The 18597-nt window shown below is 71.2% G+C and carries 15 protein-coding genes; 4 read left to right on the forward strand and 11 right to left on the reverse strand.

Annotated features, from left to right (window positions below):
* Positions 1–271 precede the first annotated feature (271 nt).
* The 3 genes from STRTUCAR8_RS17020 to STRTUCAR8_RS17030 form a co-directional block, all read right to left on the reverse strand.
* Entirely contained in the window at positions 272–2377 is a 2106-nt protein-coding gene (locus STRTUCAR8_RS17020) for a sensor histidine kinase (protein WP_006377054.1), read from the reverse strand.
* On the reverse strand, positions 2364–3119 hold the full coding sequence (locus tag STRTUCAR8_RS17025) for a response regulator transcription factor (protein ID WP_044472349.1): 756 nt from the start codon (positions 3117–3119) through the stop codon (positions 2364–2366). Before STRTUCAR8_RS17025 ends, STRTUCAR8_RS17020 begins: the two co-directional genes overlap by 14 nt.
* A gap of 62 nt (positions 3120–3181) precedes the next feature.
* The gene (locus STRTUCAR8_RS17030; RefSeq protein WP_100247572.1) at positions 3182–4588 is read right to left on the reverse strand and encodes a glycoside hydrolase family 125 protein; all 1407 of its coding nucleotides are present in this window, start codon (positions 4586–4588) and stop codon (positions 3182–3184) included.
* A gap of 197 nt (positions 4589–4785) precedes the next feature.
* Here STRTUCAR8_RS17030 and STRTUCAR8_RS17035 point away from each other — a divergent pair, with 197 nt between their 5' ends.
* The 4 genes from STRTUCAR8_RS17035 to STRTUCAR8_RS17050 all read left to right on the forward strand — a co-directional run bounded on the left by STRTUCAR8_RS17035 (position 4786) and on the right by STRTUCAR8_RS17050 (position 8814).
* Positions 4786–5799: a LacI family DNA-binding transcriptional regulator gene (locus tag STRTUCAR8_RS17035; protein WP_234372450.1), complete on the forward strand. Its 1014-nt coding sequence runs from the start codon at positions 4786–4788 to the stop codon at positions 5797–5799.
* Positions 5796–6686 carry an ATP-binding cassette domain-containing protein gene (locus tag STRTUCAR8_RS17040; protein WP_006377046.1) on the forward strand — a complete coding sequence of 297 codons (891 nt, stop codon included), beginning with the start codon at positions 5796–5798 and terminating at the stop codon, positions 6684–6686. Before STRTUCAR8_RS17035 ends, STRTUCAR8_RS17040 begins: the two co-directional genes overlap by 4 nt.
* A complete protein-coding gene (locus tag STRTUCAR8_RS17045) occupies positions 6683–7750 on the forward strand; it encodes an ABC transporter permease (protein WP_006377043.1) in 1068 nt (355 codons plus the stop codon). Before STRTUCAR8_RS17040 ends, STRTUCAR8_RS17045 begins: the two co-directional genes overlap by 4 nt.
* An 80-nt stretch (positions 7751–7830) precedes the next feature.
* Positions 7831–8814, forward strand: a complete 984-nt coding sequence (locus STRTUCAR8_RS17050) for an ABC transporter substrate-binding protein (protein ID WP_006377042.1) — start codon at positions 7831–7833, stop codon at positions 8812–8814.
* 72 nt (positions 8815–8886) lie between these two features.
* Here the strand turns inward: STRTUCAR8_RS17050 and STRTUCAR8_RS17055 are convergent, their stop codons facing one another.
* The 8 genes from STRTUCAR8_RS17055 to STRTUCAR8_RS17090 all read right to left on the reverse strand — a co-directional run bounded on the left by STRTUCAR8_RS17055 (position 8887) and on the right by STRTUCAR8_RS17090 (position 18457).
* Positions 8887–10755: a serine/threonine-protein kinase gene (locus STRTUCAR8_RS17055; RefSeq protein WP_006377055.1), complete on the reverse strand. Its 1869-nt coding sequence runs from the start codon at positions 10753–10755 to the stop codon at positions 8887–8889.
* 162 nt (positions 10756–10917) lie between these two features.
* Complete coding sequence (aroC, locus tag STRTUCAR8_RS17060; RefSeq protein WP_006377040.1) at positions 10918–12102, reverse strand: chorismate synthase; 1185 nt, start codon at positions 12100–12102, stop codon at positions 10918–10920.
* Complete coding sequence (locus STRTUCAR8_RS17065) at positions 12099–13376, reverse strand: FAD-dependent monooxygenase (RefSeq protein WP_006377052.1); 1278 nt, start codon at positions 13374–13376, stop codon at positions 12099–12101. The genes aroC and STRTUCAR8_RS17065 overlap by 4 nt, the downstream gene beginning before the upstream one ends.
* Positions 13377–13444: 68 nt before the next feature.
* Positions 13445–13786: a hypothetical protein gene (locus tag STRTUCAR8_RS17070; RefSeq protein WP_006377053.1), complete on the reverse strand. Its 342-nt coding sequence runs from the start codon at positions 13784–13786 to the stop codon at positions 13445–13447.
* Positions 13774–15690, reverse strand: a complete 1917-nt coding sequence (locus tag STRTUCAR8_RS17075) for a phenazine-specific anthranilate synthase component I (RefSeq protein ID WP_006377048.1) — start codon at positions 15688–15690, stop codon at positions 13774–13776. The genes STRTUCAR8_RS17070 and STRTUCAR8_RS17075 overlap by 13 nt, the downstream gene beginning before the upstream one ends.
* Before the next feature lie 17 nt (positions 15691–15707).
* Complete coding sequence (locus tag STRTUCAR8_RS17080) at positions 15708–16364, reverse strand: isochorismatase family protein (protein ID WP_006377041.1); 657 nt, start codon at positions 16362–16364, stop codon at positions 15708–15710.
* Positions 16365–16455: 91 nt separating this feature from the next.
* On the reverse strand, positions 16456–17229 hold the full coding sequence (locus STRTUCAR8_RS17085) for a 2,3-dihydro-2,3-dihydroxybenzoate dehydrogenase (protein WP_006377044.1): 774 nt from the start codon (positions 17227–17229) through the stop codon (positions 16456–16458).
* A gap of 49 nt (positions 17230–17278) precedes the next feature.
* The gene (locus STRTUCAR8_RS17090; RefSeq protein ID WP_006377045.1) at positions 17279–18457 is read right to left on the reverse strand and encodes a 3-deoxy-7-phosphoheptulonate synthase; all 1179 of its coding nucleotides are present in this window, start codon (positions 18455–18457) and stop codon (positions 17279–17281) included.
* Positions 18458–18597 lie beyond the last annotated feature (140 nt).

Genomic DNA, 18597 nt, shown 5'->3' on the forward strand with positions numbered 1-18597 from the left:
CCTTGTCGGACGGGCTCAGGTCGGTCGCGGCCGGCGTCGGAGTCGGGTCGGTGGCGAAGGCCGCGGTGGCGGGGACGAGCAGCGCGCCGGCCGCGACGCCGGTCAGGACGGCGATCCGCAGCGGGCGCAGGATGAGACGGCGGGACATGTAAGGGCTCCAGTTCCAGCCCGGCTTGGTCGTACCTGGGTGCCGATCCGCACCAGGTTCCGGGCATGGCCTCACCCTGACGGCCACTTGTGAGGAAACTGTCAGATCGCCGTGGTCATCCCATCAGGGCCGGCCGGGGCGCTCCGGCTTCTCCGGCTTCTGCGCCTTCTCCGGCTCGGCTGTCGGCAGCCGCAGGGTGAAGGTCGCCCCCTCCCCCTCCGTGCTCGCCACCTCCACCGTGCCGCCGTGGGCCTCGGCGAGCTTGAGGACGATCGCCAGGCCGAGGCCGCTGCCGCCGGTGCTGCGGTTGCGGGACTTCTCCGCCCGCCAGAAGCGGTCGAACACGTACGGGAGATCGCCCGCCGGGATGCCGCTGCCGGTGTCGGACACCTCGACGGCCAGGTCGCCGCCCGCCTCGGTGACGTACGAGCGCAGGGTCACCGCGCCACCGGCCGGGGTGTGGCGTACCGCGTTGGAGAGCAGGTTGCTGACGGCCTGGCGCAGCCGTACCGGGTCGGCGTCGAGGAGCGGGGGGCGAGGGGCGCCCGGGGGCGGTTCCTGGACCGTGAGAGCGACGCCCGCCTTCTCGGCCAATCCCTGGTGGGCGGAGGCGACTTGACCCAGCAGCTCGTCGATCCGTACCGGCTTGCGGTGCAGTCGCAGGGCTCCCGCGTCGGCCGCGCCCAGGTCCTGGAGGTCGTTGATGAGGTGCTGGAGCTGCACCGCCTCCTCCAGGAGCGAGGAGACGAACGCCGGGTCCGGTACGGCCAGTCCGTCGTGGGCCGCCTCCAGCCATCCCCTGATGTTGCTCAGCGGCGTACGCAGCTCATGGGCGACATCACTGACCATCACCTTGCGCTGCTCCTCCAGACGGGCCCGGTGCGCGGCCATGTCGTTGAAGGCCGCCGTCAGCCGGCCGATCTCGTTGTCCGAGACGACGCGCACGGGCACCGGCGCCGCGTCCAGGCCGTCCCGCATGCGCTGGGCGGCGCCGGTGAGGGCGTGCAGCGGGCGTACGAGCCGGGCTCCCGCGAGTACCGAGGCGCCGACGGTGAGGGCGAGGACCAGGGCGGTCACCCCGGCGATGCGGGCGGTGTTGGCCCGGGAGAGGTCGAAGCCGGGCACGCCGGCGGCGCCGGGGCCGTCGATGAACAGCAGTGCGGATTCGGCGACATAGGCCGTGAGCTGTTCACGGCGGGCGCTGACGACACAGGAGGCCACAGCCCGGTCGTATCCGCTGTCGCGGACCTCGCCGGGGATGTAGTCGAAGGCGCCCCCCGCGGCCGCTTTCCGCTCGGCAGTCGCGGCGTCCTCCGCCTTCTTGGCGGCCAGGGCCGCCGCCTCCCGCTTGCTGAGGCCTTCGAGGTCGGAGGCCGCGTCGTCCCGCCCGTAGATGTGACTGCGGTCCCAGGACAGGTCCAGGTTCAGTTTCACGGGCGTACGGTCCTGTCGTTTCAGGCAGGCGTCGGCGAGTTGGTTGAGGGCCCTGAGTGCCTTCTGCTCGGTCGGAGTGGGGCCCACCGGGTAGGCCGCCAGGCACTTCGCGTCCATGTCACGGTCGGTCACACTGGCGGTCCCGCCCTCGGTCTCGTCGCTCACGAACTGGACGCGGGGCCGGCCGCCCGGGGTGTCGACGACGTCGGCGGCGATGCCCATCTTGTTGAGGCACTGCACCCGCCCGGCGGACGCCTTCCGCAGCGCGGCGCGTTCCTTCGGGGGCAGCCGGAAGGGCCCCACGGCCCGTGGATCGACGCTGTCCACGCCGGCTCCGGCTCCGGCCGCGCCGGGCACAAGCACGGTGTCGACGGACAGGGCGTCCACGACCGCCGAGGGCTGCGGTGCGAGGGAGACCGCCGCCGAACCGCCGTCCGTGGCACGCGAGTCGGCCGAGTCGACGAACGGGCGGCGGCCCGGGGTGGTGAGCACGATCCGGCGCCCGGACTCCCGGGCCAGCTCGCGCACGGTGGTGTCGACGCCGTCCCAGTCGGGGTGGGTGGCCGCGTAGCCGAGGAGGGTGTCGTAGATCTTGGCGTCGGACTGGAGGTTCTGGCCCTGTTCCTGGCGGATGGCGACGGAGGTCGTCTGCACGGCGAGCCAGGCGGTGGCGGCGACCGAGCAGGAGGCGACGAGCGCCGTCACGGTCAACAGCCGCCCGGCCAGGCTCTTTCGGAGCGGCAGCCGGGTCCCCGGCACGCCACCTGCCCGGCCTTTCCTCTCAGGACGACGCATGGCGCACGTTCCTCGCGGGGTCGGTCAGTTTGTAGCCGACGCCGAAGACGGTGACGAGGCGGGACGGCCGTCCGGGGGCGCGCTCGATCTTCTTGCGCAGGTTCATGACGTGCACGTCGACGGTCCGGCCACTGATGTACTTGTCGAAGCCGTGCAGTTCCTCCAGAAGCCGCGCCCTGGTGAAGACCCGGCCGGGCTCGGCCGCCATCGCCGCGAGGATACGGAACTCCCCGGGCGTGCAGTCGACTGGCGCCCCGGCGACGGACACCTCGTGCCGGGCGGGGTCGACCCTGAGCGCGCCGACCACCAACACCTTCTCGTCCGGGTCCACTTCGGGCCCGGGGGCGGGAGCCCGGTCGGGTACGGCCCCGGGGGCCGGGTCGGTGCCGCGCCGGTTGCGGCGCAGCAACGTCCGTACTCTGGCCGTCAGTTCGCGTGGGCTGAACGGCTTGGTCATGTAGTCGTCGGCGCCGAGATCGAGGCCGAGCAGCAGATCGTCCTCGGTGCTGCGGGCCGTCAGCATCAGCACCGGCACCTCCCGGCGCTCGGCGCGCAGGATCCGTACGACGTCGAGGCCGTCGGCCCCGGGCATCATCACGTCGAGGACGACCAGGTCGGGTTCCTGGTGCCGGACCGCTTCCAGAGCCGTCCGGCCGTCCTCGACGACCGTGACCGTGTGACCCTCGTGCTCCAGATAGCGGCGCACCAGTTCGGCCTGCTTCGCGTCGTCTTCGGCGACCATGATGTTTGCGCACACGCCGCAGATCGTAGCGAGCGCCGGCGCCGGGAGGGCCGTAAGCGGCTTTACCGGGAGGGTAGTTCGGTGCCGGCGAGGCGTGGATGCAGGCGGGCGGTCGAGCGGCCCGTGAGGTCGAGCAGCAGCTCGGCGAAGAGCGCGTCGCCCCAGCCGAACCAGGGGCGGGTGAAGGTCGCGGGGTCGTCGACGTGGAAGCTCTCGTGCATGGAGCCGGTGCCCGCGTCGGTGCGCAGCAGCAGCTCGGCGAGACGGACCCGCTCGGCCTCGTCGTCGCTGGTCAGCGCCTGCATGGTGAGGGAGAGCGGCCAGACATATCCGGGCGGGGTGTGCGGGCTGCCGATGCCGGCGGCCGAACCGCCCTCGTAGTAGAAGGGGTTGGCGTCGCTGAGGACGAACTCGCGGGTGCGCAGGTAGAGCTGGTTGCCCGGGTCGCACCAGCCGAGGTAGGGCAGGGAGAGCAGGCTCGGGATGTTTGCGTCGTCCATGAGCAACTGCCCGCCGAGACCGTCGACTTCGTACGCGTACACCGCCGGGTCTGCCCCGGCGGTCACCCCGTGGGTACGGACCCCGGTGGCGATCTCGCCCGAGAGGGCGGCGGCGTCGGCGGCGAGGCCGAGGTCTCCGATCGCCGTCGCCAGTTCGGCGAGGCCGGCGAGGGAGACGGCCGCCATGGCGTTGGCGGGGACCAGATAGCCGTACTGGCAGCGGTCGTCGCTGGGGCGGAATCCGGACCAGGTCATACCGGTGGGCGCGGTCGGCGCGCCCCGGCCGCCGCGTGCCAGGGTGTCGTACTCGTAGTCGCCGAGGCGCCGGAACTCGTACGGTGAGCGGTTCTCGTGGTCCTGCTCGGTCCGCCACAGGGCGATGATCCGGCGGGCGGCGCGGACGAAGCGGTCGTCGGCGGTGAGGTGGCCGAGGCTGCCGGTGGCCCGCCAGATGCCGTAGGCCAGCTGGAGCGGGGCGCAGAGCGAGTCGATCTCGTACTTCTGTTCCCAGACCAGCGGGTCGGGGGTCGGGTCGTCGGTGTGACCGGCGCCGGAGCCGTCGGGTTCGGCGTTGAAGGCGTTGGCGTACGGGTCGGCGAGGACGTACCGCAGCTGGCGGCGCAGGACGCCGGTGAGCGCGGCGGCGACGGCGGGATCGTCGGCGGCGAGGAGGTACGGGCGGACCTGGGCGGTGCTGTCGCGCAGCCACATCGCGGGGATGTCGCCGGTGAGGACGAAGACCTCACCGTCGGGCAGCGGACGCATGGCCCTGCCCCAGGTGCCGGCCAGCAGCCGGGTGAAGCGGCCGGCGGCGCGCGGGTCGAGGGAGCGCAGCTCGCGGTGCACGTCGGCGCTCAGGGCGCGGAGACCCTCCGGCAGTTCGCTCTCGGGCAGCTCACTCTCGGGCAGCTCACCGTCCGGCGGTCCGCCCTTCGGCAGTCCGCCTTCCGGTTCGTCGATCGGCCGCATGGTCATCCTCCCGCGCACTTCCCACACACTGAGACAACGTTGTTTTGGAACAACGTTGTCGGACCATACAAACCGACCCCCGGAACGCGCAAGGCACGCAAAATCCCTGTTGCGATCCATTGACAACGTTGTTTCGCGGCGGTTTGCTGTGCGGCACACAGCGACACCCAGCGACCCTTTTCGGAGTGATGCCGGACATGCGAACGCCCACCATGCGGGAGGTCGCCGCCCTCGCCGGGGTGTCGATCAAGACCGTCTCCCGGTTCGTCAACGGTGACGAGACGGTCTCCCCCGCCATCGCGGAGCGGGTGCGCGCAGCCATAGACGAGACCGGCTACCGGCGCAACGACCTCGCCCGGAGCCTGCGCCCCGGGCAGCGCAGCACCACGCTCGCGCTGCTGGTGGGCGACCTGACCAACCCGTTCTACGGTTCGATCGCCAACGGGGTCATGGGGGTTGCCCGCGCCCACGGCCACAACGTGGTGCTGGCCAGCTCCGACGAGGACCCCGAGGCCGAGCGCCGGGGCATCGACGACCTGCTCGGGCAGCGCGTCGCCGGGCTGCTGATCGTGCCGGGCGCGATGGACTACGGCTATCTGGGCCGCGAGGTCGCGCAGGGCACCCCGGTGGTCTTCCTGGACCGGCCCGCGCTGGGCCTGGACGCGGACACCGTGCTGCTGGACAACCACGGGGGCGCCCGGAAGGCCACCGAGCATCTGATCGCCGCAGGTCACCGGCGGATCGGCGTCGTGGTGGCGGCCAGTTACCACACCACGGGCCGCCGCCTCGACGGCTATCTGGAGGCCATGCGCGCCGCGTTCGGCGAGGTCGACGAGGCCCTGATCGCGAGGCTGGAGCACGGCACCCGGGCGGAGGCCGAGGAGGCCGCCGCCGAACTGCTGGCGCTGCCCCCGGCCCGGCGCCCCACGGCGCTGTTCACCACCACCAACTTCCTGACCCACGGCGCCCTTCGCGCCATGGGCCCCGGACTGGGGCCGGGTCAGGGCCCGGCCCTGGTCGGCTTCGACGACTTCCCGTTCGCCGACCTGCTGCCGACCCCCGTGACGGTCGTGTCCGGGGATGCCTTCGAGATGGGCCGCGAGGCCGCCCGGCTGCTCCTGGCCCGGATCGATGGCGAGAGCGGACCACCCCGCCGGGTCGAGCTCGGCACCGTACTGACCCCCCGTGGAAGCGGAGAGCTGACGCCATGAGCACCCCCACTCCGGCCACCCCGGCTCCGGCGGGCCCGACCGCGCGCGGGGCCACGGCCGCCACCCCCGTCCTCGAACTGGCCGGCATCGTCAAGAGCTACGGCCAGGTCCAGGCGCTGCGCGGAGCCGCGCTCACCGTCTACCCGGGCGAGGTGGTCGCGCTGGTCGGTGACAACGGCGCCGGCAAGAGCACCACCATCAAGGTCATCTCCGGGGTGATACAGCCGGACGCGGGCGAGATAAGGATCGACGGCAGGCCGGTGACGATCCCGGACCCGATCGCCGCCCGCCGGCTGGGCATCGAGACCGTCTACCAGGATCTGGCCCTCGCACCCGACCTGGATCCCGCCGAGAACCTGTTCCTGGGCCGCGAGATCATGCGCCCCGGTCTGCTCGGCAAGCTCGGCTTCGTGGACCGCAAGGCCATGCGGACCAAGGCCGACGAGGCGTTCGGCTCGCTCGGTGTCGGCATCCAGGACACCGCCGCGCAGGTCGTCACGATGTCCGGCGGTCAGCGCCAGGGCATCGCGGTCGGCCGGGCGGTCAACTGGGCGGACCGGGTGCTGCTGATGGACGAACCGACGGCGGCACTGGGCGTCGTACAGACGCAGCGGGTCGGACAGCTGATCCAGCGGGTCCGGGACTCGGGTGTGGCGGTGGTGCTGATCAGCCACAACCTGCCGTTCGTCTTCGAGTACGCGGACCGTATCGAGGTGCTGCGGCTCGGGCAGCGGGTCGCCCGGCTGTCCGGCGCGACGGCCACCAGCGAGAACGTGCTCGGCGCCATGACGGGCGCGCTCACCTTCGATGACGGAGCCGATCCGGAACCGGATCCGGCCCTGATTCCAGCCGTCGACGGCTCCGACCGCAGCGAGGACCAGTCATGACCCCCACGACCGAGGCGAAGTCCGTGAAGTCCGTGAAACCCGCCGGGCCGGACGACGACACCACCACTCCCCGTTCCCTGCGTTCGGCGGCCCTCGGCGCCGCCTGGCGCAACATGAAGGGCACCCGGAGTCTGGCCCTGGTCGTCCTGCTGGTGCTGCTCGCGGTGTTCGGCGCGGCCTACCCCGACAACTTCCTCACCGCGTACAACCTGCGCAGTGTCGCCATCGAGGCCGCCTCCTACTGTGTGCTGGCCATCGGGATGACGTTCGTGATGACCACCGGGGGCATCGATCTGTCGGTCGGCTCGGTGCTGATCTTCTCCGGGGTCGTGGGCGTGAAGGTGATGTCGGCGCTGGGCGGCGGCGGCCCGCTGACCCTGCTGGCGGGCCTGGTGACCACGATGGCGACGGGTCTCGCCTGGGGCGTCCTGAACGGCCTGCTGGTCACGAAGGCCAAACTCCCGCCCCTGATCGCCACGTTGGCCACCCTCTCTGCGGCGGGCGGCGGCGCCCTGGTCCTCACCAACGGCCTCGACCTGCGCGGGGTCCCCGACTCCCTGGTCAGTGGCCTCGGCTTCGGCCGCTTCCTGGGCATCCCGTACACGGTGTGGCTGGCCATCGGCCTGACCATCGGCGGGGCGATCGTCCTGGGCCTGACCCGCTTCGGCACCTACACCCGCACGATCGGCTCCAACGTCGAGGCCGCCCGCCGCGCCGGAATCGCCGTCGACCGTCATCTGATCAAGGTGTACGCGCTCTGCGGACTCCTCGCCGGAATCGCCGCGTACGTCAACCTGGCCCGCTTCTCCACCACCACCGTCGGCGGCCACACCGGGGACAACCTCCAGGCGATCGTCGCGACCGTGCTCGGCGGCACCAGCCTCTTCGGCGGTGTGGGCAGCGTCCTGGGCACCGCCTTCGGCTCCCTCATCCCGGCCGTGCTGAGCAACGGCCTCGTCATCATCGGCCTCCAGCCGTTCTGGCAGCAGGTGGCGGTCGGCGCGGTCCTCGCCGGGGTCGTGTACGTCGATCACGTCAACCGGCGGCGCCGCACGCTGCGTTGAAGCCTTTCCGCTCGACCCCTTTGAACGCCTCCTTTGAACGCCCCCCGCTCAACGCCCCGTCGCACCAATGGAGTTGCACCATGAAGACCGGCCACGTCACCCTCAGAGGCGCAGCCCTCGCCACCGTCATCGTCCTGGGCGCCACCGCCTGCGGGTCGGGCGACGACTCCTCCTCCACCGCGAACCCCAAGGTCACCGTCATCCTGGGTACCGCGTCCGACTCCTTCTACAACACGCTCGGCTGCGGCGCGAAGGCCGAGGGCAAGAAGCTCGGCGCCACCGTGGACGTCCAGGGCGCGACCACCTTCGACCCGGCGACCCAGACGCCGATCCTGACCAGCACGGTGGCCAAGAAGCCGAACGCCATCGTCATCGCGCCGACCGACTCCAAGGCGCTGGGTACGCCGCTGAAGCAGGCCGCCGAGGCCGGCATCAAGATCGTGACGGCCGACACAGGCCTCGACGACACGAGCTTCGTCTCCTCCGCCGTCTCCTCCAACAACGTGGAGGGCGGCGCCGAGGCGGCCCGCACCCTGGCCGAGCTCGTCGGCGAGAAGGGCAAGATCGTCATCATCGGCGGCACCCCGGGTGTCACCACGGCCGACCAGCGGATCAAGGGCTTCGAGACCGAGATCAAGAAGTATCCGGACATCACCTTCGTCGGCGTGCAGCCCTCCACACCCAGCGGCGGCGTCGTCGAGGCCGCCCGGCTGACCGCCGCGTCCCTCTCCAAGGACCCCGACCTGGCGGGCATCTTCTCGATCAGCACCCCGGCCAGCGACGGCGCCAACAACGCCATCAAGGACGCCGGGAAGGTCGGCAAGATCAAGGTCGTCGGCTTCGACGCGGGCCCCGCACAGGTCGAGCAGCTGAAGAAGGGCACGGTACAGGCCCTGATCGCCCAGAAGGCGGAGGAGATCGGCGCCCAGGCGGTTCAGCAGGCGGTGAACGCGATCCAGGGCAAGAAGGTGACGAAGTCGATCGGCACGTCGTTCGTGTCGATCACGGCGGCCAACCTGGGAGACGCGAACGTGAGCAAGTACGTGTACCGGTCGACCTGCTGACGCCACGTCAGCAGATCTGTCGTACCGCCCGGTGACAACTGGCTTGTGGCTCCGCCCTGTTACCGGGCGGAGTCACTGCGTCGCCCGCAGGTTGTCCCAGGTCACCCGCTTCACGAGGCCGTCCACGACCAGTCCCTTGTCGGTCTGGAAGTTCTTCATCGCGGTCTCCAGCCCGTCCCCGAACACGCCGTCCACGCCGGTGCCGCCGATGTCGTACCCGCGCTTCATCAGGATGCACTGGACCTGCTTGACACGCTTCCCCGTGTCGCCGATCACCGTGCGGGCCTTGCCCGCGTAGTACGTGCAGTCGGTGACCCAGGGTGCCGCGGCGGGCTCCGTCTCGGACGCGACCGGGGACGGAGTGGGGGTGGGCGTGGTGCCTGTTCCTGTACCGGTGCCTGTGCCTGTGCCGCCGTCCGTGCCGGGGTCGCTGCTCGGGTCCGTCCCCGTGGCCGTGTCCCCGGGGGTGTCGGTGTCCGCGGGGTCGTTCGCGGCATCGCCGCCGCCGTCGTCGGAGATCTGAGACGGGTCGGCGGGGCCGTCGGCGGTCTCCGTGCCGTCGCCCGAGGTGCTCGGGCCCGACTTCCCGTCCGAGGACCCCGGCGTCGGCAGGGCGCCGCCCGGTCCGGCCGCCGTACCGGGCGACGCCGTCGCGACGGACCCCGGCGGCGAGGCGCTCGCCTCGGTCTCCGGGCGGGTGAGGACGAAGACCAGCGCGGCCAGACCGCAGACGGCGAGGGCTGTCGCCGCTGCCGGGACCGGCTTTCTGCGGACCCGGGCGAGAACTCCGACCGGGCGCCGCTGCCCCGGGGACGTCTCGGCGGAAGCGGCGGACGCGACGGCCGAGGCGGCCTGGTCCACCGCGGGGACGGGGGCCGCGTCCTTCACCGGCACCGGGAGCGCCGCCGGGTTCGGGCGGTGGCCCGGGAAGCGCAGCTCCGCCGCGCGCGCGACGGGCACGAGGTACAGCACGTCGTACGCCCGCTGCCGCTCCAGCACCCTGCCGTGCAGCGCCCCCGGCCAGCCGGACGCCCCCGCGGGCACCTGGGCATACCCGGCAGCCGCGTCGATCAGCGCCCTCGGCGTGGGCCGGCGCTCGGGTTCCTTGACGAGGCAGGCGGCCAGCAGCGTGCCGAGCGCCGGGTCGGTCGCCGTGATCTCGCCGATCACCTCGGCGTCGGGCTCCTCGAAGGCGACCCGGTGCATCACGTCGACGCCGGTGCCGTCGCCGAACGGGGCCCGGCCGGCCGCCGCGTAGATCAGTGTCCCGGCGAGGGAGAACACGTCGGACGCCGCGTCGCAGTGACCGGTCCTCAGATACTCCGGGGACATGTAGGCGGGCGTGCCGACCCTGTTGCCGGTGCCGGTGATCGCGCTCGCGTCGGCGGCCTTGGAGATGCCGAAGTCGATGACGTGGGCGCCCCGCACCGACAGCAGCACGTTGGACGGCTTCAGGTCCCGGTGCACGATCCCGGTGGCCGAGAGGTCGGCGAGCGCCTGTCCCAGCTCCGCGACCAACCGCCAGACTGCGCCCGGTTCCAGGGCACCGTCCTCCCGTACGGCGTACGCCAGGTCGAGGGCGGCGAGATACTCCGTGGCCATCCACAGCAGCTCGTCCTGGAACCCCGTACCGCACAGCCTCGGCGCGCGGGGCGTGCGGACCCGGCCGTGGACCAGCGCCTCCTGCTCGAAGCGGCGGCGGAACGTCGCGTCCTCGGCGTACTCCGGGCGGATCACCTTGACGGCGAACAGGCCGGGGCTGTCGTCCGAGGGGCGCGCCAGATAGACCCGCCCCATGCCACCGCTGCCGAGCAGCGCCAACGGCACGTAGGGGCCGATGCGTTCGGGGTCGCCGGGGCGCAGCGGCGCGGCGCCGGTCTGCCGCAGCGCGGCCGCCTCACCCGGCGGCCGGCCCGGCGACACCGGATACTGCTCTGACACGGACCCCCCGAATTGATTGTCTACGTACGCGAGTTCGCCTCTTCGGCTGCGAGGACGAGGCTAACTCAGTCACGGCGTGGGTTCAGGCTTTCGATCAGTTCCGTCACGCTGCGCACTCGGTTCGGATCCGATAGGTACCGGTCGGCAACTGAGCGCAGTCGTTCACTGGATGCTCAGGTGTTCGAGGTAGGACTCCACGTTGCGGCGCGTCTCGGGCACACTGTCGCCCCCGAACTTCTCCACCACCGCGTCCGCCAGGACCAGGGCCACCATCGCCTCCGCGACGATCCCGGCCGCCGGGACCGCACACACGTCGGAACGCTGGTGATGCGCCTGCGTCGCCTCCCCGGTCACCACATCGACCGTCCGGAGCGCGCGCGGCACGGTCGCGATCGGCTTCATCGCCGCCCGCACCCGCAGCAGTTCACCCGTCGACAGACCGCCCTCGGTACCACCGGAGCGCCCCGTCGCGCGCCGGATACCGTCCTCGGTGGGGACGATCTCGTCATGCGCCTTCGAGCCGGGCACGCGCGCGAGGTCGAAACCGTCACCGACCTCGACACCCTTGATCGCCTGGATCCCCATCAACGCGGCCGCCAACCGGGCATCCAGCCTGCGGTCCCAGTGCACATGCGAGCCCAGGCCCACCGGCACCCCGTACGCCAGCACCTCCACCACACCACCGAGCGTGTCGCCGTCCTTGTGAGCCTGGTCGATCTCCGCGACCATCGTCTTCGACGCGTCCGCGTCCAGACAGCGCACCGGATCCGCGTCCAGCCTCTCGACATCGGAGGGCTTGGGGTACACGCCGTACGGAGCCTTCGCCGCCGCCAGCTCCACGACGTGCGAGACGATCTCGATGCCGGCCGCCGCCTTCAGGAACGAACGGGCCACCGCACCCAACGCCACCCGTGCCGCCGTCTCCCGCGCGGAGGCACGTTCCAGGATCGGGCGAGCCTCCTCGAAGCCGTACTTCTGCATCCCCGCCAAATCAGCGTGGCCCGGACGCGGACGCGTCAGCCGGGCGTTACGGGCCAGGCCGGCCAGGATCTCCGGATCCACCGGGTCGGCCGCCATCACCTGCTCCCACTTCGGCCACTCCGTGTTGCCGACCATCACCGCGACCGGCGAACCCATCGACAGACCGTGCCGCACACCACCGAGAAACGTGATCTCGTCCTGCTCGAACTTCATCCGGGCACCGCGCCCATAACCCAGCCGACGCCTCGCCAGATGGTCCGCCACCAACTCCGTCGTGATGGGCACACCGGCGGGAAGACCCTCCAACGTCGCGACGAGTGCGGGACCGTGGGACTCCCCCGCGGTCAACCAGCGCAACCTGCTCAACGGTGCTCCCCTGTTCCCCGCGCCGCACCCGCTGCGGGAGCGCCGACACGCGCCCCGTGGAGCCACCCCACCTTGTCGTACAGGTCGTCCGGTGTGAGCGACGAGAGCATGGTGTTGCGGGCGTTCGCGGCGGCGCCGGCCGGGTGGTAGAGCTCTTCGCCCAGGGCGCGGGCCACCCGCTGTGTGCGTGCGGTGCGCTCGTACCGCTCGGCGTTGTACTTCTCCAGCCGTGCCGCCATGTCCTCGCCCGCGCCCGCGAGGAGTTGGCCGATGAGCACCGCGTCCTCGATGGCCATACAGGCGCCCTGGGCCGCGTACTGGAGCATCGGATGGGCCGCGTCGCCCAGCAGGGCCACGCGGCCGTCCGTCCAGCGTTCGACCGGGTCTCGGTCACACAGCACCCACTCCTTCCATTCGGTGCCCAGCTCCAGCAACTGCCTTGCTGTGCTGCTGAGTTCCGGGAAGGCGGTGAGCACATGGGCCCGCTCGACCGGCCTGCCGGTCACCACGTCCGTCGCGCCGTCGTCGCGGGTGGCGGCCAGGTTGAGGAACCTGCCGCTGCCGATGGGGTAGTGGACGAAGTGCCACTTCGGGCCCGCCCACAACGTGACGGTGTTCCAGCGGAGTTCCTCCGGGACCCGCTCCATCGGGATCACCGAACGGAAGATCGTGTGACCCGAGACGCGTGGCGCACCGTCGCCGGCCAACTGGGCGCGCACGGCGGAGCGGATGCCGTCCGCACCGATGAGGGCGGCGCCCGTGAAGCGGCGGCCGGTGTCCGTGATCGCGGTGACCGGCCCGGCGTCGTCTCCGTACCGCCCGTCCGTCCCGCGCCGGCCGCCGTGTCCGCTCCCGTCGTTCCCTTCGCCCTGTTCGTACGACGCCACCGAGGCGTCGGGCGTCAACGTGACCGCCGGTTCCCTGACGCAGGCGTCGAGCAGGGCCTGGTAGAGGTCGCCCCGGTGGACGACCGCATACGGGTTGCCGAAACGGGCGCGGTAGGCGCCGGTGAGCGGCATGCTGGCGACCCGCTCCCCCGTCGTACCGTCCATGAACCTCAACTCGTCGATGTGGACGGCGCGTTCACGCACCGCTTCACCGACACCGAGGAGGTCGAGGGCGTGGAAGGCGTTGGGGCCCAGCTGGATGCCGGCCCCCAACTCACTGAAGGTGGAGCGTCGTTCGAGGACGGTCGCCCGGTTTCCGTGGCGCGCGACACTGAGCGCCGCCGCGAGGCCGCCGATGCCGCCACCGGCGACAAGGATCTTCACCATGTACTACGTCTCCGCCTCTTTCAGTCTGTCTCTGGGCGTCTTCGGTCTCGTTGCCTTTGCCTCTTCTCTCAGTCCGAAGGGACGGTGAAAGCGAGTCCCAGGCGGGCGAGTTGGGCGATGTCGTAGTCGCCCTCGGTGGTCGCCTCGACGTCGAACGTGTACTTGTGGGCGGGTGGGTAGCCGATCAGCTCGGCGGCCCTGGCCGGGACGGGGGTCGCCGCTGCCTCCGCCGACTCCCACAGCAGGACGGCGCCCCAGCGGTTGGCCCGCTCGTCGGAGATCCACACCTTCAGGCGCAGTCCGGGCACCTTGGCGAACCGGTCCACCGCCTCGTCCCGCAGGAACTCCCGGAGTGAGGCGATGGTCTGCCCGGAGTCGTCCAGGTCCCACCAGACGATCACCGCTCGCACGACTGGAGCACCCCCGTGAGCGCGTCGGAGACGATACGTACGCCGTCCTGGGTGAGTACGGACTCGGCGTGGAACTGCATCGACGCGAACCCCGGGCCGCGCAGCGCGTGCACCTCACCGGTGTCGTGGTCCCGGCTCACCTCGACGACCCCGATCCCGACTCCGGCGCCGAGCCCGGGAGCCTCGAACTTGTCCTCCTGGCAGCGGGCGGCGAACGTGTTGTAGAAGCCGACCCGTTCGCGTGCTCCGAACAGGTCGATCTCCCGCTGCACCCCCTGGTTGGGCACCGGCCGGCGGGCCAGTTCGAGGCCGAGCAGTGTGCTGAGCACCTGATGACTCAGGCACACCGCGAGGAACGGCTTCTGCTCGTCGAGGAGTTGGCGGATCGCGGAGCGCAGATGGGCGATCTTGGGGTGCGTGACGGCACGCGGGTCCCCGGGTCCCGGGCCCATGATGACGAGGTCGTGTCCGTCGAAGGAGTACCGCTCGTCGAAGCGCCGGACCGTCGGTTCGAGTCCCATGGACCGCAGTTGATGGTCGATCATCGAGGTGAAGGTGTCCTCGGCGTCCACCACCAGCACCCTGCGGCCCATCAGTTGACGCCCGCCTCCGGTCAAGACCCCGCTGGACGGCCCCGCGTCCCGCTCGCTGAGCCAGAACCCGGCGATCGTGCCGTTGCGCTCCGCGAGGGCCTCGCGGACCCGCGGATGTTCCGCCAGTCGTGCGGCGCCCGAGGTGTTCAGGGCCGCGAGCAGACCGGCCGCCTTCGCGTGGGTCTCGGCGACCTCGGACTCCGGGTCGGAGTGGCGTACGAGGGTGGCGCCGACGCCGATGCGCAGTCGGCCCGCGTTGTCGATGTCCGCCGTACGGATCAGGATCGAGGAGTCGAGCGTCCGGCCGCCGTGCTCGTCGCGGCCGATCAGGGCGACGGCACCGCTGTAGTAGCCGCGGCCCTCCGGCTCGTACCGGCGGATCACCTTGCAGGCGCTCTCCAGCGGGCTGCCCGTGACGGTCGGCGCGAACATGGTCTCGCGCAGGATGGTGCGCGGGTCGTGGTCGGTGTCGCCCTCGATGAAGTACTCGGTGTGGGCGAGGCGCGCCATCTGCTTCAGGTACGGGCCGACGACCCGGGGACCGGGGTCGCAGAGCCGGGCCATCATCTTGAGTTCCTCATCGACGACCATGTACAGCTCGTCGGCCTCCTTGCGGTCGGCGAGGAAGTCCATCACCCCGTCCAGCGTGGGACCGGAGGGCGGGTAGCGGTAGGTGCCGCTGATCGGGTTCATCACGGCCCGGCCGGCGCTCAGGCTCACATGCCGCTCGGGGGTGGCGCCGACGAACGTACGGTCGCCGGTGTGCACGACGAAGGTCCAGTAGGCGCCCTGTTCCCGCTCCAGGAGCCGCCGGAAGAAGCCGAGTGCGCTGCGTACGGTGTAGTCGGTGATGTCGGCGACGAAGGTCCGCTTGATGACGAAGTTCGCCCCCTCGCCGGTGCCGATCTCGTCCGCGATGACCTTGCGGACGAGGTCCGCGTACGCGTCGTCGTCCTGCTCGAACCGTCCGCCGCTCAGCCGGACCGGTTCGTCCGGCAGCCGGCGCAGGGCCTCGGCGACCGGGATCGTGGCCTGCTCGGCCACCGTCATCACGGTGAGCGGCTCGCCGTCGTCCACGCAGGCGTAGCCGCGCTCGGCGACCTGGCGGTACGGGATCACCACGAGGACGTCCTGACGGGCACCGGCCGCGTCTTCCAGGTCCGGTAGGGGGATCTGCGCGAGGGTGTCCACCGTCGACGCCTCGCCCGTCAGGATCTCCAGGATGTCGGAGCCGTTCGTCCCGGGGCGGTGCAGCAGCGCGAAGGGGGCCGGCGCGGGCCGGAGAATCCGGCTCAGCAGATCCTGTGCCATACGGGGCTTCTCCTCGTTCATCGGTCCAGTCCCACTCGGTCCAGTTCCACGATGAGGGACTTGGTCGTCGTGACCACGGCGCAGCGCTCGGCGGCGTAGTCGAGGGCCAGTTGGTGGCGGCTCCGGTCGAAGTCGGCGACGGCGTCGGCCACGAGGAACGTCTCGATGTCGTTGGTGAAGGCCTCGACGGCGGTCATGAGCACCCCGATGTGGGCGTACACACCGCAGAGGATCAGTTGGTCGCGCCCCTGGGCGCGCATCCGTTCCAGGAGGTCGGAGCGGAAGAACGCGCTGTAGCGCCACTTGGCCAGCAGCCAGTCGTCCGGGCCGGGGGTGAGCGGCTCCACGACCTCCCGGTCGGCGGGGTCGACCCGCATGCCCGGTCCCCAGAAGTCCCTGAGCAGGCCGCGCTGTTCGTCGGTCATGCCGCCCGGCTGCGCGGTGTACGCGACCGGGATGCCCAGGGCGGCGGCGCGTTCGCGCAACAGGGCGGCGTTCTCGACCAGTTCGGTGCCGGGTGCCTCCCCGGCGGGGAACTGCCGGACGAAGTACCGCTGCATGTCGTGGACGAGCAGGACCGCTCGGTCCGGATCGGCCTGCCAGCACGCCGTGTTGGCCGGGAGGTCGGCGGCCTGGGGCATCGGGTAGGGCTGGATGGGGGGTATCCCTGCCATGTCTTCTGGTCTTCCTCGTGTCGCGTGTCTCGGGTCGCGTGTCTCGGGTGTGTCGTGTCGCTGGAGCCGCTGAGGCATGGGCGGGGGCGGGTCAGACGCCGAGGGCCGCGCCGCCGTCGACGGTGAGGTCGTGCATGGTGATGTGGGACGCCCGGTCCGAGAGGAGGAACGCCACCGCCTCGGCCACGTCAGCGGGGCGGGCCAGCTTGCCCAGCGGGATGCCCACGCGGTAGGCGTCGGGGGCGCCTTCGAGGGTCGCCGTACGTCCGTGGTCGTCCTGCCACATGGACGTGAGCATCGGGGTCTCGGTGGAGCCGGGGGCGACCACGTTGCAGCGGATGCCGTACTGGGCCGCCTCCAGACCGAGACACTTGGTGAACATCGTCGCGGCGGCCTTGGACGCCGAGTACGCGGCCATGTCCATCCGTGCCGTGCCCGCCGCGTTCGAGGCGATGGTGACGACGGCTCCGGAGCGGCGCGGCACCATCCGGTTGACCACCGCGCGGGACATGAAAAACACGCCGGTGGTGTTGACGGCGAACGTCGACGCCCAGTCGGCGTCGGTGAGTTCACGCGCCTTGGCCAGCCGCAGCACTCCGGCACCGTTGACCAGGTGGTCCAGCGGCCCGAGGGTGTCCTCGACCTCCGCGACCAGGCGCTCGGCCTCGGCGCTCACGGTGACGTCACCGGGGAACGCCGTCACGTCCAGGCCGTCGTACGACAGTTTCGCCACGACCTCGTCGAGCCGGTCGCCGTCCTTGTCCACCGCCGCGACGCGCGCCCCACGCTCGGCGAGGGTCCGGAGGACCGCCTCGCCTATTCCGCCCGCGGCGCCCGTGACCAGTGCGATCTTTCCGTGCGTCATTCATCCCCCTGATCGTTTACTGACCGGTTACCGAACGGTTTTCCGGTCGTCATCGGCGCCAGGCCGAGGCGACCTCCACGGCCTGCCGGGGATTCAGTCTCGGGTCGCAGAAACTGGTGTACTTGTCCCCGACCGAATCCAGCTGCGTCCGATCTGCCACGCATTCTGTGACGCTGTCCGGAGTGGTCTCCAGATGCAGGCCGCCGGGAATTCCGCCGGCCGATCTCACGGATTTCTGGAATTCCTCGACCTCGCGTATCACCGTTTCCACGAAGCGGGTCTTCAGACCGTCGGGTCCGGCCACGGTGTTGCCGTGCATCGGGTCGCAGAGCCAGCTGACGGGATGCCCGGCGCCGCGTACGGCGGCGACCAGTGCCGGGAGCTTCTCCGGCCCCGCGCCTGCCCCCATGCGGGCGATCAGGGTGAGCCGGCCGGGCCGTCGGTGCGGGTCCAGCCGCTCGCACAGGCGCAGCAGTTCCGCCGGGTCCATGGTCGGGCCCACCTTGCAGGCCACCGGGTTGCGGACGGCGGCCAGCAGCGCCACGTGGGCGCCGTCCACCTGGCGGGTGCGCTCGCCGATCCACGGCCAGTGGGTGGAGGCGAGGAGCGGTCGGCTGTCGCCGTCGTCGGTCACCTGGGCGCGTACCAGCGGGAGTTCGTAGTCGAGGAGGAGGGCTTCGTGGCTGGTCCACACGGGGGCCTGGGCGCGCGGTGCGCTGCTGGACCAGCCGAGGTGGTCCATGACCTCGCGGGCGGCGTGGTAGCCGGTCAGCAGACGGCGCGGGTCGGGGCGGCGCAGCTCCGGGTCGGGGTTGGGGTCGTTGACCATGTGGCCGCGGTATACGGGCAGTTCGGCGCCCAGGACAGTCTCGGTGGGCCGGGAGCGGGGCTTGGTGTACTGGCCGGCGATCCGGCCGACCCGGACCACGGGCTTGCCCGCCTGTACGCGCATGACGCCGGCCAGCAGGTCGAGCACGGCCGCCTTGCGGGCCACGTCGACGGGGCCCGACTCGGCCCAGTCCTCGGCGCAGTCGCCGGCCTGGACGACCTGGGCGTGTCCCTCGGCGACCGCCCTGAGGTGGTCGTGGAGCTGGGCGACGTCCGCGGCCTCGACGAGGGGCGGCAGCGCACCCAGTTCGCGGCGCACCGGTTCCGTGTCGGGATGGGACCGCCAGTCGGGCTGTTGGAGCGCGGGGAGCGCCTCGATGAAAGCGAGCTCGCTGTTCAACTCGGTTCCTCTCGTGGAGTGGAGACGAAGAGTTATTTCTTCGGCTGAACCCGTGAGTTGCTTTCATCTATTCTGTGAAATTATGGATTCCCCGTGAAGGGCCGAATCGCTACTTTGTCAGGTTTCCGGATTCCGTCCGG

Origin of the sequence: Streptomyces turgidiscabies Car8, from assembly GCF_000331005.1 — a bacterium.
In the GTDB taxonomy this organism is placed as follows: domain Bacteria; phylum Actinomycetota; class Actinomycetes; order Streptomycetales; family Streptomycetaceae; genus Streptomyces; species Streptomyces turgidiscabies.

Coding starts and splice junctions, on each gene's coding strand:
- STRTUCAR8_RS17020 (WP_006377054.1), bottom strand. CDS start 2,377: ATGCGTCGTCCTGAGAGGAAAGGCCGGGCAGGTGGCGTGCCGGGGACC.
- STRTUCAR8_RS17025 (WP_044472349.1), bottom strand. CDS start 3,119: ATGGTCGCCGAAGACGACGCGAAGCAGGCCGAACTGGTGCGCCGCTAT.
- STRTUCAR8_RS17030 (WP_100247572.1), bottom strand. CDS start 4,588: ATGCGGCCGATCGACGAACCGGAAGGCGGACTGCCGAAGGGCGGACCG.
- STRTUCAR8_RS17035 (WP_234372450.1), top strand. CDS start 4,786: ATGCGAACGCCCACCATGCGGGAGGTCGCCGCCCTCGCCGGGGTGTCG.
- STRTUCAR8_RS17040 (WP_006377046.1), top strand. CDS start 5,796: ATGAGCACCCCCACTCCGGCCACCCCGGCTCCGGCGGGCCCGACCGCG.
- STRTUCAR8_RS17045 (WP_006377043.1), top strand. CDS start 6,683: ATGACCCCCACGACCGAGGCGAAGTCCGTGAAGTCCGTGAAACCCGCC.
- STRTUCAR8_RS17050 (WP_006377042.1), top strand. CDS start 7,831: ATGAAGACCGGCCACGTCACCCTCAGAGGCGCAGCCCTCGCCACCGTC.
- STRTUCAR8_RS17065 (WP_006377052.1), bottom strand. CDS start 13,376: ATGGTGAAGATCCTTGTCGCCGGTGGCGGCATCGGCGGCCTCGCGGCG.
- STRTUCAR8_RS17075 (WP_006377048.1), bottom strand. CDS start 15,690: ATGGCACAGGATCTGCTGAGCCGGATTCTCCGGCCCGCGCCGGCCCCC.
- STRTUCAR8_RS17080 (WP_006377041.1), bottom strand. CDS start 16,364: ATGGCAGGGATACCCCCCATCCAGCCCTACCCGATGCCCCAGGCCGCC.
- STRTUCAR8_RS17085 (WP_006377044.1), bottom strand. CDS start 17,229: ATGACGCACGGAAAGATCGCACTGGTCACGGGCGCCGCGGGCGGAATA.